Source organism: Betaproteobacteria bacterium (assembly GCA_016720925.1).
Classification (GTDB): domain Bacteria; phylum Pseudomonadota; class Gammaproteobacteria; order Burkholderiales; family Usitatibacteraceae; genus UKL13-2.
Genome location: JADKJR010000024.1, coordinates 13587 through 28618 on the forward strand (window position 1 = coordinate 13587; position 15032 = coordinate 28618).

A 15032-nucleotide genomic window follows, 5' to 3' on the forward strand; every position below is an offset into this window, starting at 1 on the left:
TTGTCGCAAACACTTACGCCACCGTGGATGTAACGACGGGTGTGGCGTCGGCTTCACCGCATCAGCTCACGCTCATGCTCTATGATGCGGCGCTCAAGCATTACGGGCAAGGCGCAAATGCACATGGCGGCGGGACGCATTGCCGAAAAGGGCGCCGCCATCACCCGCGCAATCCGTATTGTCGAAGAAGGGCTCACGGGCCCGCTCGATCTTTCGCAGGGCGAGCTCGCGCAAAACCTGAAATCCCTCTATGACTACATCAATAGCTGCCTGCTGAAAGCCAACCTGCGCAATGATGCCGCGCTGTTGGCCGAGGCGCACACCTTGCTTGCCGGCATGCGCGAAACGTGGGCCGCGATCGCGCCAAGCGTGGGCGAGAAACCGGTGGCGATGCCACCGCCCGGCGCCATGTCCCAATATGGCAGCATCCCCGCGTAAGCGCACAACCATGAATTCCATGTACCTGCTGGAGCGTTGCGAACACATTGCGAACTGCAGTGCATTGATGCTCACTGCGGCACGCGACAGCAACTGGCAGGAGGTTGCGCGGCTGAAAGAGCGCGCCAATGCCGCCATCAACGAAGTCCGCGTGCTCTCGGCAACCGTTGCGCTGACTGCCGAGGAACGCCGGATCAAGCTGGCATCCATGCAGCGGATTCTTGTCAACGATGGCCAGATCCAGGAACTCTCGCAGCCGTGGTTGAGGCGCGTGGCCCGCTGGCTGCCTTCGGGCGGTTCGGCAAACGGTCTCTACGAAAGAATGCTGCGGTGAGCGCATCGATCAAAATGGGCACGCTTCTGCCGGTCGATCGTGTTGGCGGCATCGTGCCGGTTTCTCGCCGTGATCATCCGCAAATACCCGTTGCCAATGATGGCCCGCATCAACGTCATCCGCCCACAGGCAAGGGGCCGCGCGACGAAAGGCGCGAGGCGCCCCTCGAGCCAGAGTCGCGCGACGCGCCCGCCGCTGAGTCTGACATTGCCTCTGACACTACGCCTGACATTGCGCCAACGTCCCCCTTTGGCCGCGTGGTCAATACATTCGCGGGACCGCGCTATCCATCATCTTCCGCCTTAATGCTGTAGTGAGCACACCATGACGACTACTCCCGCCCCGATCAAAAGTGATGACCTGCCGGCTGCGAATTGCACGCTCCCGGAGTTGTACGTCGACGAGCTTGAGCCCTACCAGGAGTACTCACGCATCGAGATACTGGCCAATTTGCGCGTACTGATTGACCGGCACGTGCTGACCACCGTGTATTTCGATCAGGGGGCGAGTTTCATCATCACCCGAATCCTCGGATTTACGGCGGATTTCGAGGAGCTTATTTTCGACCTCTCGCCGGACGCCAAAACAAACGAAAAACTGCAGGAGTCCAGCGACCTGACAATGGTCGCGTTTTTCAACCATATCAAGGTGCAGTTCACCGTCAATCGCGCGGTCCTCACGCAATTTGAGAATGCGCCGGCATTGCGTGTCGGCCTGCCGCGATCACTATTGCGGCTGCAGCGGCGCACGGCGTTCCGCGCGCGCACGCTGGCGGCCAACAGCCCCGATGTGTTGCTGCCGCCGATTACCGATGCGCTCGGCACGCACGAAACAGGACGTCTCAGGGTTGCCGATATCAGCGCCACCGGATTCGCCTTTGTCGCGCCTGCCGAGAAGCCGGTCCTGACGGTAGGCATGCAACTCGCGGGGTGTGAACTGCAGTTGTATGACAACGAATCCTATGGAGTGGATATCGAGATTCGGCGCGTGTCGGTTTTCAAGGATGGATTTGGACGGGAAATGAGCCGGGTCGGCTGCCGCCTGCTACGAATTTCCGGCTCCGCCGAGATGGCGGTACAGCGTTATGTGAATCAGCTTGATGTGGCGGGGCGGAGTAATCACTGATCAAGGTAGCTGGAGTTGGCACGGCATCGGGTGTCAGGCACCAATAGCAAGCCTGCCCCGCGGATTGTACGAAACTCCAGTACTGGCGCGCCTTCCTGGCGAAAATACCGCCGAAAGCCGCGCCGGTGCTAGACCTGCATGTTCATCGTCTCGTTGTAAGCAGTCACCAGTTTGTTGCGCACCTGCACCACGGCCTCGAATGCCCTTTAATTCGGTCTGGAACCTTGCGATGCTACATCGCTACGCCTGACCCCGATGCGCATGAACGCAAAAAATCGACGACTACATAATGCCCGCCCAATTGCGCGACATCTTGTGGTGTTTGCAAGAATTCGTTCCGAACATCACATCTCGCACCAGACTCAACTAGCAGCCGTACCGTGTCGATTTTTCCGCAAGCGGAAGCCCAGTGTAGAGGCGTATTTCCAAGATCTCCAGCTTGATTGATGTCTGCGTTATTACGAATGAAGGCAAACATGTGTTCGGCGTTGCCAGCCCTAGCCGCAACGTGGATGGGCGCATCCTCGTCAGTTCCCACTTGATTTGGGCTGACGAGTGCAGTGTCAGCAAACTGCAGCAACCCTTGATATTCAAGTAGCAGGTGTTTCAGGTCGCTCATTTGAGCAATCCAGTACAGTCCTTGCAACAAGGGCGAGGGTCGCGATGAAACCGCATAGTCCGCGCACGGCGGTCATTACGATCAGGTATTCGGGCATTGGAAAAAAGTTTGTCTGCCGACATGCTCAATATCAGATGCGTTCCGAAGACGAGCTACTTGTATTCGTCCTACTATCATTGAGTTCCATTTCATAAGATAAACGGGTCAAAAGCCGCGATATGACTAACTGTGCTGGGAGATTTTGTTATCGCACTCTAATTGGTGATTGCCGTATTTTTCATCACCTTTTTCTTCCTCCAAAGTGAAGTGCCAGCACAACAAAGGTCGCTAGTAATGTTGCCCAAAGAATGCTGTTCCCGATCATGAGAACCAGCAGGAAATCAGAATCACTACTGGGCTCAAGATAGACAAAAGGTATCGCTAGAATCTCCGCAGCCTGACGCCATGCATGTGTGTTCGGCTGCGGCTTGATCACGACTGATTTTGTGAAGCAAATCCAAGTCGCCAGAAAATGAATGAACAAAAACAGGCCAAACAATCGAACAAATCGTTTCATAGATGACAACCCCTTAGGCTATGGTTTTCTCTTCGATTCACCGCGGTATCTTTTGGTCAAATCTTCAAATACTCGCCCTGAGAAATTTCGACAACTATTGCCAATGAGCCAATAGGATCCTGGGGTACCTTCCAATTTGTCAAACTCGGCAGATATCTTCGCATCGGTATTCGCACTGGAATATCGATACCAGTAACTGTAGTTTCCAGATATCAGTGGGCCAGCCGCCGAGGTATCGTAGTAAACCTTTCCTTTGCAGCCGAAATGGCAATCCTCTTCATCTACACCAAAGCTAATGCAATTTCTAATTCCGTTGTATTGACCAACGCAGACGCTACGGTGAAAAGGATACCCTCCTTCACCCTTAACTGAACCCTCGACCCAGTAATCGAGTCCGTCTCGATCAGTATTGAAGAGTGGGTTATTTCCGGCATATGCAAATGTGTTAATGCCGCCGCCCAGCCCAATCGGATCACTCTCTATATAACGTCCTGTGCTCGGATCGTAATCCCTGAAGTAGTTGTAGCTGGTGCCGGTCTCCACGTCCGCGAATTGTCCCGGGAACCGCAGGTTGTATTTGAAGGTTGTCCCGGTCGCGTTTGGGTCTTCATTCGGCGCGTTATCGCCAAACGACTCTGCATTGCTCCACTCCCAGACCTTGGTGTTATCACTTGATTTGGTGATCGCTCTCGGCGTGCCGATCTGGTCGGCATGAATATAGTAAAGCGCCTGCGGCGGAGTCACCGTCACATTGATAGGCGCCGAGGTCGTGATCCCGCCATCATTGTCATAGGCCTTCGCCGTATAGCTGTACGCCGCCGCAGGCACATTGGCATCCGCCACCGTGAACGGCGCCGCATTCGCCGTCCCTGCCAGCGTGGTTCCCCGATAGAACTCAACCTTCACAATCGTGCCGTCGCTGTCGGCCGCACTCGCCGTCAGCGTGATGCTCGCCGGCGCCGGATAGCTCGCCCCGCCAACCGGGGCGGTGAGGCTCACCGCCGGCAGTGCGTCCACGCGCACGCTTGCCGCGGCCGTGGTCGTCGTCGCACCACCGTTGTCATACGCCTTGGCCGTATAGGCGTAAGTGCCCGGCGCGACCGCGGCGTCGCTGGCCGTGTACGGGGCGGCGGTGGCGGTCGCCACCAGCGTCGCGCCGCGATAGAACTCGACCTTGGTAATCGTGCCGTCGCTGTCGGCCGCGGTGGCGGCGAGCGCGATGGTGGCCGGCGGCAGCAGCACCGTCCCATTCGCCGGCGCCGTCAGGCTCACCGTCGGCGCCGCGTTGGTCAGCGTGTAGGTGATGGCCAGTTTCGGACGCAAGGTGGTATTGGTGGTGTACTCGCGGCTGTTGAATGACTTGGCGGCGGTGGCGCCACTGGTCGGTACCAGCCGCCATCCGTAGTTGGCGGCGCCGGCGCTCATCGCGGCAACACCGCCGGTGACGGTGAAGGCGAGCCATCCGGCCGCGGTCGTGGTCGAGGCACTGCCGTCGGCGGTGGCGACGAGGTCGGTGCCCGATCCGGTCGCCCCGGCCACGCTCCAGTTGAGGGTACTCGTGGCTTTGTTCCACGTCGCCTGGGTCTCCACCCAGTTCTTGAGCACGCGCCGGGCGCCATAGGTGGTGGCACCGCCCGAGGACTTGTACAGGCTCAGGGTCGCCGACTGGATGGTCGCGCCATTGGGCACCGGTCCGCCATCGGCGGCGAAGATCTTGAAGCGCACCAGCACCCCGCGCGAGCCGGTCTGGTCCTGTACCGACGTGGCGGTGCCGAAGTTGCTGGTGGCCGAGCCGCTGTTGATATAGGTGTCGGTGGCGCCGGTGTAGGCGTTGAGGCCTTGTTGCAGGGTGACGGTTGTCTGCGCCTGACTCGATGCGGCGAACAGCAGGGCGAGGGTCGCGATGAATCCGGATACTCCGCGCACGGCGGTCTTCCGATGCCGGGCGTTCACGGCAGGCCTCACTTGAACACCGCCACCGGCAGGTCGTTGAACCAGAGCGTTTCCTGCCGGGCGGTGCCGGCGAGATCGTATTCGCCGATCAGGCGCCCGCCTTCGTCGTAAATGAAGCGCGTCACCGTGCCGTTCACGGTCTTGGTCACGCGCTGGCCGAGCGCATTGATGCCGGCCTGAACGACGACGGGCGTGGTGCCGGGGATCGTGATGCTGGTCGGCCGGTTGTTGCCGCCGTAGCTCCAGGTCGAGGATCCATCGGTGGTGCGGTTGCCGTCACTGTCGTAGCTGTAGCTCTTGGCGATGGAGCCGGTGAGATTGTTGAGGCGATGGCTGCTGGTGCCGTAGCCGTAGTTGGTGAGGCTGCCGGCGACGGTGGACGTCAGGCGGTTGCCGACGCCGTCGTAGCTGAAGCCGCGCGCGGGATTGGTGTTGCCGGCGTTGGGGGTCACCACCGTCAGCCGGTCGAGGCTGTCGTAGCCGTAGGTGGTGCTCTTGGCCGGATCCACCACATTGGCGGTGAGCTTCTGCAAGTCAGTGATGCGGCTGGCGGCATCGTAGACGATGAGGGTTGGATCGATCGCGCCATTGGCCGGGCCGGATTCGATCTTGGTGGTGCGGCCATCGAGATCGAAGTAGCGAATGTACTTGTTCGGCGCGGCAATGCTGTCGTTGCCCCAGGTCCATTCGCCGATCGGGCCGAACGGTTCGTAGTCGGCGTTCTTGACGACGGGCACCCCATCGAGCGTGATGCCGGTGACGCGGTTGTTGAGGTAGGTGTAGGCGACGACCTTGCCCGACGGCAGCGTCATGGTGGCCAGTTGTCCGGCGCTGTTGTAGCTGTAGCTCAGCGTCTGGGTGAAGGCGAGCGTGGTCTGTGCCTTGGACAGCACCCGGCCCTTGTTGTCATAGCTGTAGGTGGTGGTGCCGGTCTTGTCGGTGATCGAACAGAGGCGGCCTTTGCCGTTGGTGCAGCTTATTGGCGTGCCATCGTAGGTGTAGGTGACGGTTTCGGCGGGGTCGGTCTGATAGGCGGGATAGCTGATGCTGGACACCCGGTTCAGCACGTCGTAGCCGTAGGTCGCGGTCACACCGCGGGCATCGGTCTTGGTGAGGAGGTTGCCGGCATTGTCGTAGGTGAAGCCGGTAATGCCGGTATCGGGACTGGTCTGGCTGGTCAGTTCGTTGAAGCCGTTGTAGACGTAGACGGTGGCCAGATTCTTTGGGTCGGTGACCTTGGTGAGGTTGTCCTGGGCGTCGTATTCGTACTTGGTCGGGGCGGCGGCGCCGTTGAAGGGATCAACCACTTGCATCAGCCGGTTCAGGGCGTCGTAGCTTTGTGTGGTCACGCGCGCCAGCGGGTCGGTGGTGCTCACGAGCAGGTCGTTGGCGTCGTAGCCGTATTGGGTGATCTGGCTGGCCGGGGTGGCGCCGCCGATGTCCTGTTGCAGCCGGTTCAGGGCGTCGTAGACGCGGGTGCGGGTGCGCGCCAGGGTGCCGGCCGGGTCCTTGTAGGCCTCCTTCGTGCGGTTGCCCATGTTGTCGAGCGTGTAGGTCACCTTGTTGTTGAGGCTGTCGGTGATGTCCGTGAGGCGATGGGCGCCGTCGTAGGTGTAGCTGAGATAGGAACTATCGGGGAGCGTGACCTTGATGAGCTGGCCGACGCCGTCGTAGTCGTAGAGCGTGACTTCGCCGCCGACGGTGCGAAGTCAGGCGCTGGCGGGCGTCGTAGACCATGTCGGTGACGAGGCCGTTGGCATCCGTAATGGATAGCGGCTGGCCGTGGGCGTTGTAGCTGGTGATGGTGGTGGTGTGGGCGGCGGCGTTGCTGACGGTCGCGAGCATGCCGCGGTTCAGGCCTTGTGCGGCATCGTTGGGATAGTAGGTGTTGGTCGTGGTGTGATTGAGCGGATCGGTGGCGGTGAGGACGCGGCCGAAGGGATCGTACGTGTACGTCCACGTGCGGGTGAGGCCACCGACCGTGACCGACTTCGAGAGGACGTTGCCGTTGGCGTCGTGACCAAAGGTGGTGACTTTGTTGCCGGCGGTGGTGGGTTCGGTAATTGTTGCGGGGATGCGGAACGTTGGGTGCCAGGTGGTGGCAATCGTCCGGCTCTGCGGGGTGGTGGTGCCGGCGGCGGTGAGACCTTCGGTGCGCGATGTCTCCAGATTGCGGGTGAGATCGTAGGTGTAGTTGGTGCGGTTGCCTTTGAAGTCCGTCCGCGAGGCGACGTTGCCGTTGGTATCGTAGGTGGTCGAGTTGGCTTCAAGCCCGCTACAGCCGGGTGTCGAACAGGGCCGCACTTCAGAGGAGGGACTGGGGACACCCGCGACCTTTAGGAAGTTATATGTCCGGGAGATCCCCAAGGGATCGATCACGGTGGTTCGGTTCGGCGAGTAATAGAAATTGAACGAGTACTTATTCACGCCGCCTGCGTGTTCGGACGAAAGCACATACATACCATATTGATTCTGGTAAGCGTAGGTGCTGAAGCGCGACTGATTTTCGTCGCTTATGCCGGTAAGCGCATGAAGGTATGACGCGTCCTCGAAGTGGTACGTGCGCGTCTTGCCGTCAGGGTAGGCCACCGCCAGCAAATTGTCGACGCCGTCGAAGACGCCGTTGTGTACGCCATTATCATATGCATAGCCGCAGACGCCACCGTTCGGGTCAGTTATCTGGATGACGCGACCGCGTGAGTTATAGATATATTGGAGCTGGCGTCCGAACGAATCAGTGACCGCGATGAGAAGGCCGGGGGCTGGCGCAATGGCGGGCGGCGTGGTGGCATCGCTGTATGTCAGCGTATGAACGAGCCCGCTGATATCTGCGATGGACAAGAGGCGTCCTGCGGCATCATAGGTTTCGGGTCCGATTGTTGCCCGCAATGTATTTCCAGCCGATCGTGACCGATGAGGCATCGGTAAGCTGGATGAGTTTTCCCGATTCATCGAGTCGGCCTACCCAAGCGCCGCCAACAAAACGAAACCATTTGGGATCGCCTTCTGGCCGGAACATGGTCACCATCTGGTAACCCGTGCCGGTCGTCATGACCAAGGCGCCGTCATAACTTGATTTCCAGTAATCCCCAAATGGGAATTGGCGCTTGGTGCTGCCAAAGGGAAAGTGAGACCCGAAACTGTTGTAATGTCGTTTGATCTGCAGCGGAAAAGCACCGCTGGTGGAGTAATCGACCTGCATTTCAATCTTTGCGCCGTTGTCCACCGCCACGGGATTTCCGACTTGTTTTCGCTTGGTGCAATCTGGACAGTCAGTCACCTGTGGACGGAAACAATACGGCGGATTCGTAAACGGGCTCGTTTGATAGCCGTCAGGACAGATGACGGTTCTTGTCCGCACATGCTCAGATGCGGTTTCGCTGATGTTTGGGTTGCACGCGCCTTTGACGTTCGGGTCAAGCCAATGCTGTTTGTTCCAACTTGCAACGATTTTGCCAATGCGCGAATACCCCAGATAGACTGCCTCCTCGGACCATGCAGACGGGTAGAACTCCTTGAAGTCCAACCAACAAAGTCTAACGGCAGGATAGCCCGGTGTGGAGTGGTAACCAGCGCCAGCGCAGTATATGAAATCCTTCGTTCCAGACAACATCCCTTCCTCGGATCGGAATCCGCTGAATGGCAGCACTTGGCACTCTTGTACGGGGAGCGAGCTGTAACCAAACGCATATGTCCAATCGCCCACCAAGGGCATTGAACATAAGTTGGTGCCGCCCATCTCCACGCAATCTGCGGGTAGTTGTTGGGCATAGATCGCACCACCACCTGGTCCAAACGCCAGTGCGAGGAATGAAACGCACCAAAACTTCTTCAGCCCGTATCTGAAACAACGTGAAATCTGCACGCGCATTGGTTTCGTCCGAAAAATGATATGAAGGAAAAAATGTCTGAGCGAACGCTCAATTCATTGCATGGCATTGCGAAATGAAAATCGTCAATTTCGGGAGGCAGAATTGTGAACAGAGCATTGATGAACCGACGTGCGGCATCTTGTTTTGCTTCCCGTTGCATCCATCCCGCCACTTACTAAGTGTCAACGAATGCGAGTTATTCGTTAATTATTGAAACGAGAATGTACCACGTCATTTGAACGAAAAATCTCCGTCGATCAATTTCAATTTTCGGACGCTGGATTCGCGGACACAGCGATTGGGCGTTGAGTTAACCCAGCGCCAGTTGGCAAATGAAAGGAAAAATTTAGCGCACGGGGCGAGCGCAGACAAAGAACCCTAGCACTGGCGACCATCCCAGGCCGAAAAGCCGCCAAACGCCGCGCCAGTTCTTGACTTTCACACCTGCATATTCATCATTTCGTTGTAAGCAGTCACCAGCTTGTTACGCACCTGCACCACGGCCTGGAACGACAGTGACGATTGCTGGATCGAGATCATGGTTTCTTCCAGCGTCACGTTGGGATTCTCGGCCTGGAACTCGCGCGTGAGGATTTGCGACTGGTTCTGCAGCTTGCTCACGTTGGCCATGGCGTCTTCGAGCGATTTGCCGAAGCTGACGCCGCCCGTGCGATTGGTTCCCGACAGCGCATTGGCACTGTCGATTGGCGAAATGGCGCCGGCACGTCCGATTGAAGAGATGGGGTCCATGAAAAGGCTCCTGGAGAAATCGCCGGGCGCCGGCATGCGCACCCATTGATGAGGATTGAACAGTAACAGCATCGCCATTTCAGGCAGCCGCCGAAGTAGCCGGGAAATTCCGGCCTTTTTCCGGCTTAGGCCAGTGGATATGGCGAGCAAAATGACCTGCATCAGTTCACGCCTATCCGACGTCCCCACGATCACCACATCAGGCAAATATGGCCGCAATGACTCCCGCAAACAGTGCACAGGTTCCCGTCGCCACGCTGAACCGCGGTGGCTTCACGCCCAACGGACAGAAAAATCTCATGACGCTGGGTGCCGGCGTTGCCATGCTGGTCGCATTGATCGCGGCCGCCGTCATGTGGGGCCGAACACCCGACTTCAAGGTGCTGTATTCCAACCTTTCCGACAAGGACGGCGGCGCCATTCTCGCGCAACTGTCACAAATGAATATTCCCTACAAACACGCCGATGGCGGCGGCGCCATCATGGTGCCATCTGATCAGGTGCATGAAGCGCGGCTCAAGCTCGCATCGCAAGGCTTGCCCAAGGGCAGCACGGTCGGCTTCGAGTTGCTGGAGAATCAGCGTTTTGGTGCGACCCAATTCCAGGAGCAGGTGAATTTCCAGCGCGGGCTGGAAGGCGAGCTGGCGAAGTCGATCCAGTCGCTGTCGTCGGTGCAGAACGCGCGCGTGCATCTTGCCTTGCCCAAACAATCGGCGTTCCTGCGCGAGCAGCAAAAGCCCTCCGCCTCGGTGATCCTCAATCTGTACCCCGGCCGCACGCTGGACCGTGCGCAGGTCGCGGGCATTGTCCACCTGGTGTCATCGAGCGTGCCGGATTTGCCAATGAAAAACGTGACCGCGCTGGACCAGAACGGCACGCTGCTATCGAGCACGGGCGATATCAACAGCGCGGGCGGGCTCGATCCGGACAAGCTGAATTATCTTCAGCAACTGGAGCAAAGCTATATTCGGCGGGTAATCGATTTGCTGGAACCGATCGTCGGTCGCAACAATGTTCGCGCGCAGGTTGCCGCGGATGTTGATTTTGCGGTCATCGAACAAACCGCCGAGACATTCAAGCCAAACGTCGGCGAGGCCAGCGTTCGCAGCTCGGCGATGAATGAATCGAGCAATGGTGGCGGAAACAATGCACAAGGCGTCCCCGGCGCGCTGAGCAATCAGCCCCCGGCCAATCCGACCGCGCCGTTGCAGGGCGCGAGTGCCGCGCCGGGGCAACCGGCTGCGCCGAAAAACGACGCCGGCGCGGGGCCAGGCAAGCGCGAGCAAACCACCAATTACGAAGTCGATAAGACCATACGCGTCGAAAAACGGCCGGTTGGTTCGGTCAAGCGGTTGTCCGTTGCTGTCGTGGTGAATAACAGCAAGTCGACGGATGCCGATGGCAAGGTGACGATGACACCACTTTCCGAAGCTGACCTCGCCAAGATTACGTCGCTGGTACGCGAGGCGGTCGGGTTTTCGCAGCCACGGGGTGACAGCTTGAACGTCGTCAACGTGCCGTTCAATGTTGACGAAAAGATCGCCGAGACCGAGGTGCCTTTGTGGAAACAGCCGGAGAATATTTCACTGGCCAAAGAAATCGGCAAAGGTCTGGTACTGGTCATTGGATTGCTGGTGCTGGTGTTCGGCATGATCCGCCCGGCGCTGCGCAGCATTGGCGCACGCTCGGCACAGATTCCCTCAATGGACACTGCCGCCCTGTCTGGTCCGGGTGCGGTTTACTCGCCGGGGGTACAGGCTGCGCAGCTATCGGCGGCCAATAGCGCCGCGCAGCTTGCCGATGTTCGGCAGCTCGCCAAGCAGGAGCCGGGCACCGTTGCTAACGTGGTCCGCGCATGGGTGAACAAAGATGGCTGATGAAGGGCTCATGAATGCCGCCATCCTGCTGATGTCGCTTGGCGAGGAAGAGGCATCCGAAGTATTCAAATACCTCTCGCCCAAGGAAGTGCAATCGCTGGGCGAAACCATGGCCAAGCTCAAGGTGGTTGACTCCAGCAAGATCGACTCGGTGTTGACCACGTTTCAGGAAACCACCAACGCGCAGCGCTCGCTGGTCTCGGACACCGACGAATACGTGCGAAACGTGCTGAACAAGGCGCTGGGCAATGAAAAAGCCGGCTTCCTGATCGATCGCATTTTGCAGGGCAAGGACGTTTCGGGTATTGAGGGCCTGAAGTGGATGGACGCCGCCACTGTTGCCGAATTGATCCGCAACGAGCATCCGCAGATCATCGCCTCGATTCTGGTGCACCTGGAGCGCGACCAGGCCTCATCCATCCTCGCGCTGATGACCGAACGCACGCGCAATGATGTGATCCTGCGCATTGCCACGCTCGACGGCATCCAGCCCAACGCACTCAAGGAATTGAATGAGGTGCTGACCAAAGTGCTGGCCGGCAGCGAAAAGCTGAAAAAGACCGCGCTCGGCGGCGTCAAGACGACCGCGGAAATACTCAATTTCATGGGCTCCAGTGTCGAGGCCGCGACGGTCGAATCGATTCGTGCATTTGATCCCGACCTTGCGCAAAAAGTCATGGACCAGATGTTCACGTTCGACAACCTGCTTGAACTGGACGACAAGGCCATCCAGCTGGTGTTGCGCGAAGTGCAATCCGAATCCCTGGTGGTCGCACTGAAGGGTGCCGACGCCGGCCTGCGCGACAAAATTCTCAAGAACATGTCGCAGCGCGCTGCGGAAACGCTCAGTGATGACCTCGAATCCAAGGGGCCGGTGCGTGTTTCCGAAGTCGAGGCGGAGCAGAAGGAAATTCTCAAGATCATTCGCCGTCTTGCCGAGGAAGGTCAGATTGCGCTAGGCGGCAAAGGGGAGGAGGCCTTTGTCTAGCCGCTTCATCCCACGCGACCAACTGTCGGCGGTCATGCCGTGGCAGATGGCGGCGCTTGATTCAAAACAGATCAAACGCAAGAACGGTTTGGTCGATGAAGGCGCGGGCAAGGACCAGGCCAGCAGTGCGATCAATAAGGCGCGCGATGAAGGTTTCCGTCACGGGCTCGAAGTAGGATGCGCCCGGGGCGAGGCCACGGCGCTGCGGCACAATCAGCAGTTCAGCCAGATCATGTCGGGGATGAAGAGCGCGGTCGCGGCGCTGGATGAAACGGTTGCCGCCGACCTGATCGAGCTGGCGCTGGCACTGGCGCGCCAGGTGGTGCGTACACACATTGACACGCACGCGGACGCGGTTGTGCCGGTGGTGCGTGAAGCACTGAACAGCATGATCGGCATTGCCCAGCATCCGCGTCTGGTCATGCATCCCGACGATGCCGAAATCGTCAAGCTCGAAATGGCGGACGAACTGGGCACACACAACTGCCGCATCGCAGTCGACGAGCGCATTGCGCGGGGTGGCGTACGTATCGAGGACGCCAGTTTTGAACTCGATGCAACTTTGCCGACGCGCTGGAATCGCACGCTTGCCACCCTGGGCCTGAAAGATGACTGGCTTGACTGAGACGATCGTGAAACCGGGCAAGAACCGCTTTGGTGCTTACCTGAATTCGGCGCAGACCCACGTGGATGTGGCCGAGCCGTTCGCGGTACGCGGTCGCCTCACGCGCGTGGCCGGGCTGGTGATGGAAGCGGTTGGGCTGAAGTTGCCGGTGGGCAGCACGTGCACCATCATCCAGGATCATGGTCGCAATGTCGACGCCGAGGTGGTTGGGTTCGCCAATGACCGCGTGTTCCTGATGCCGACCTCGGATGTACATGGCCTGCTGCCCGGCGCCCTGGTGGTGCCCGACGAACCGATGAGCACGCCGCCGGTAATCGGCCAGCTGCATCACCCGTGGCGGCGCGCCGACGATCGCACGCGGCATTTGCCGATGGGCGCGGGCTTGCTGGGAAGAGTGGTTGATTCGAACGGTTTCACGCTTGATCACGCGGGTCCGCTGGTGATGACCACTCGCCGGCCGCTACGCAGCCGCCCGGTCAATCCAATTGACCGCGAACCGATTTCGCAAGTGCTGGATACGGGAGTGCGCGCCATCAATGCGTTGCTCACCGTGGGGCGCGGCCAGCGCATCGGCCTCTTTTCCGGTTCCGGTGTCGGCAAGAGCGTGCTGCTCGGCATGATGGCTCGCTACACCAGCGCCGACGTGATTGTCGTTGGCCTGATCGGGGAGCGTGGCCGTGAGGTCAAGGAATTCATCGAGAACATTCTGGGTCCCGAGGGCCGCGCTCGCGCCGTGGTGGTCGCAGCGCCCGCCGATACGCCGCCATTATTGCGCATGCAGGGCGCCACTTATGTCACAGCCATCGCCGAACACTTTCGCGACCAGGGCAAGCACGTGCTGCTACTGATGGATTCACTGACGCGCTATGCCATGGCGCAGCGCGAAATCGCCCTCGCGGTAGGCGAGCCGCCGGCCACCAAGGGTTATCCGCCGTCGGTTTTTGCCAAGCTGCCCGCGCTGGTCGAGCGCGCCGGCAATGGCCTTAACGGGTGCGGTTCGATTACCGCGTTCTATACCGTTCTCGCCGAGGGTGATGACCAGCAGGATCCAATTGCCGATAGCGCCCGCGCCTGTCTGGATGGCCATTTTGTGCTGACGCGTGCGCTGGCCGAGCAAGGCCACTTTCCCGCCATCGACATCGAGCAATCGCTATCGCGTGTCATGCATAGCATCATCGACCCCGGGCATGAAGAAAACGCGCGCAAGCTGCGCATGCTGTATTCGTGTTACCAGAAAAATCGCGACCTGGTGAACCTCGGCGCCTATGTGGCGGGCAGCGACCCACTGGTTGATGCAGCGGTGACGCTCTATCCGAGAATCGAGGCGTTCATGCAGCAAGGCATGAACGAATGCGCCAGTTTTGCCGACAGCCAGCACGCACTCAACCAGTTATTGGCCGATGTCCGTATCCCAACGAGGTAGCCATATGTCGACAAATCCAACTTTGAATCTGGTTATTCGCGTGTCAACCGACCGTCGTGATGGAGCCGCGCTGGCGCTCGCTGCAACGCGCCGCCAAACCGACGATGCGCAGCGCAAGCTGGAAATGCTGGCCCGCTATCACCACGAATACGTGGCGCGCATGAATAGCGGCAACGGGGCGGGCGGCACCGATCCCGTGCGAATCGCCAATACGCGCGCATTCATCGATAAACTCGAACAGGCGATCGCACAGCAGCAACGCGAAGTGGAAATCTGCGAATCCCATTTGAGTGTATGTCTTCATATGCTCACCGACAAGGAAAAGAAATTGAAGTCGCTGGAGATTTTGCAGGATCGCCGGCTGAGCGAAGCCGGGCGCGCCGAGAGCCGGCGCGAGCAGAAACGCACCGACGAATTCGGTGCCAGAGCGGCACGCAGTGGTGGCGCGACGCTCGACTACCGGCCAGCCTGA

At 59.2% G+C, this 15032-nt stretch carries 17 protein-coding genes; 9 read left to right on the forward strand and 8 right to left on the reverse strand.

Annotated features, from left to right (window positions below; translation table 11 throughout):
• Window positions 1-84 precede the first annotated feature (84 nt).
• Genes fliS through IPP88_21130 form a run of 4 tightly spaced genes read left to right on the forward strand, consistent with a single transcriptional unit; the run spans window position 85 to window position 1897 of the window.
• Complete coding sequence (fliS, locus tag IPP88_21115; GenBank protein MBL0125092.1) at window positions 85-438, forward strand: flagellar export chaperone FliS; 354 nt, start codon at window positions 85-87, stop codon at window positions 436-438.
• 10 nt (window positions 439-448) lie between these two features.
• A complete protein-coding gene (locus tag IPP88_21120) occupies window positions 449-772 on the forward strand; it encodes a flagellar protein FliT (protein MBL0125093.1) in 324 nt (107 codons plus the stop codon).
• Window positions 769-1086: a hypothetical protein gene (locus IPP88_21125; protein MBL0125094.1), complete on the forward strand. Its 318-nt coding sequence runs from the start codon at window positions 769-771 to the stop codon at window positions 1084-1086. The genes IPP88_21120 and IPP88_21125 overlap by 4 nt, the downstream gene beginning before the upstream one ends.
• 10 nt (window positions 1087-1096) lie before the next feature.
• Window positions 1097-1897 (forward strand): flagellar brake protein, encoded by an 801-nt coding sequence (locus tag IPP88_21130; GenBank protein ID MBL0125095.1) that lies wholly within the window; start codon window positions 1097-1099, stop codon window positions 1895-1897.
• A 128-nt stretch (window positions 1898-2025) separates the two neighbouring features.
• Here IPP88_21130 and IPP88_21135 read toward each other — a convergent pair whose 3' ends face one another.
• From IPP88_21135 to fliE, 8 genes are all read right to left on the reverse strand, one after another.
• Window positions 2026-2088 carry a flagellar hook-basal body complex protein FliE gene (locus IPP88_21135; GenBank protein MBL0125096.1) on the reverse strand — a complete coding sequence of 21 codons (63 nt, stop codon included), beginning with the start codon at window positions 2086-2088 and terminating at the stop codon, window positions 2026-2028.
• A 41-nt stretch (window positions 2089-2129) separates the two neighbouring features.
• Window positions 2130-2516 (reverse strand): ankyrin repeat domain-containing protein, encoded by a 387-nt coding sequence (locus tag IPP88_21140; GenBank protein ID MBL0125097.1) that lies wholly within the window; start codon window positions 2514-2516, stop codon window positions 2130-2132.
• Window positions 2517-2796: 280 nt separating this feature from the next.
• Window positions 2797-3072, reverse strand: coding sequence for a hypothetical protein (locus IPP88_21145; protein MBL0125098.1), 276 nt, complete (start codon window positions 3070-3072; stop codon window positions 2797-2799).
• Between the two features lie 18 nt (window positions 3073-3090).
• Window positions 3091-5025, reverse strand: a complete 1935-nt coding sequence (locus IPP88_21150; GenBank protein MBL0125099.1) for a DNRLRE domain-containing protein — start codon at window positions 5023-5025, stop codon at window positions 3091-3093.
• Window positions 5026-5033: 8 nt separating this feature from the next.
• Window positions 5034-6584, reverse strand: a complete 1551-nt coding sequence (locus IPP88_21155; GenBank protein ID MBL0125100.1) for an RHS repeat protein — start codon at window positions 6582-6584, stop codon at window positions 5034-5036.
• 70 nt (window positions 6585-6654) lie between these two features.
• Complete coding sequence (locus IPP88_21160) at window positions 6655-7866, reverse strand: RHS repeat protein (protein MBL0125101.1); 1212 nt, start codon at window positions 7864-7866, stop codon at window positions 6655-6657.
• Window positions 7867-7882: 16 nt separating this feature from the next.
• Window positions 7883-8896, reverse strand: a complete 1014-nt coding sequence (locus tag IPP88_21165; GenBank protein ID MBL0125102.1) for a hypothetical protein — start codon at window positions 8894-8896, stop codon at window positions 7883-7885.
• Between the two features lie 439 nt (window positions 8897-9335).
• Window positions 9336-9809, reverse strand: a complete 474-nt coding sequence (gene fliE, locus IPP88_21170; GenBank protein MBL0125103.1) for a flagellar hook-basal body complex protein FliE — start codon at window positions 9807-9809, stop codon at window positions 9336-9338.
• Between the two features lie 47 nt (window positions 9810-9856).
• Here fliE and fliF point away from each other — a divergent pair, with 47 nt between their 5' ends.
• The 5 genes from fliF to fliJ are packed head-to-tail and all read left to right on the forward strand — an operon-like array spanning window position 9857 to window position 15032.
• Window positions 9857-11524 carry a flagellar M-ring protein FliF gene (gene fliF / locus IPP88_21175; protein ID MBL0125104.1) on the forward strand — a complete coding sequence of 556 codons (1668 nt, stop codon included), beginning with the start codon at window positions 9857-9859 and terminating at the stop codon, window positions 11522-11524.
• On the forward strand, window positions 11517-12512 hold the full coding sequence (gene fliG, locus IPP88_21180; GenBank protein ID MBL0125105.1) for a flagellar motor switch protein FliG: 996 nt from the start codon (window positions 11517-11519) through the stop codon (window positions 12510-12512). The genes fliF and fliG overlap by 8 nt, the downstream gene beginning before the upstream one ends.
• Window positions 12505-13137, forward strand: a complete 633-nt coding sequence (locus IPP88_21185; protein ID MBL0125106.1) for a hypothetical protein — start codon at window positions 12505-12507, stop codon at window positions 13135-13137. Before fliG ends, IPP88_21185 begins: the two co-directional genes overlap by 8 nt.
• Window positions 13121-14560, forward strand: a complete 1440-nt coding sequence (gene fliI, locus IPP88_21190) for a flagellar protein export ATPase FliI (GenBank protein MBL0125107.1) — start codon at window positions 13121-13123, stop codon at window positions 14558-14560. Before IPP88_21185 ends, fliI begins: the two co-directional genes overlap by 17 nt.
• A gap of 4 nt (window positions 14561-14564) precedes the next feature.
• Window positions 14565-15032, forward strand: a complete 468-nt coding sequence (gene fliJ / locus IPP88_21195) for a flagellar export protein FliJ (GenBank protein MBL0125108.1) — start codon at window positions 14565-14567, stop codon at window positions 15030-15032.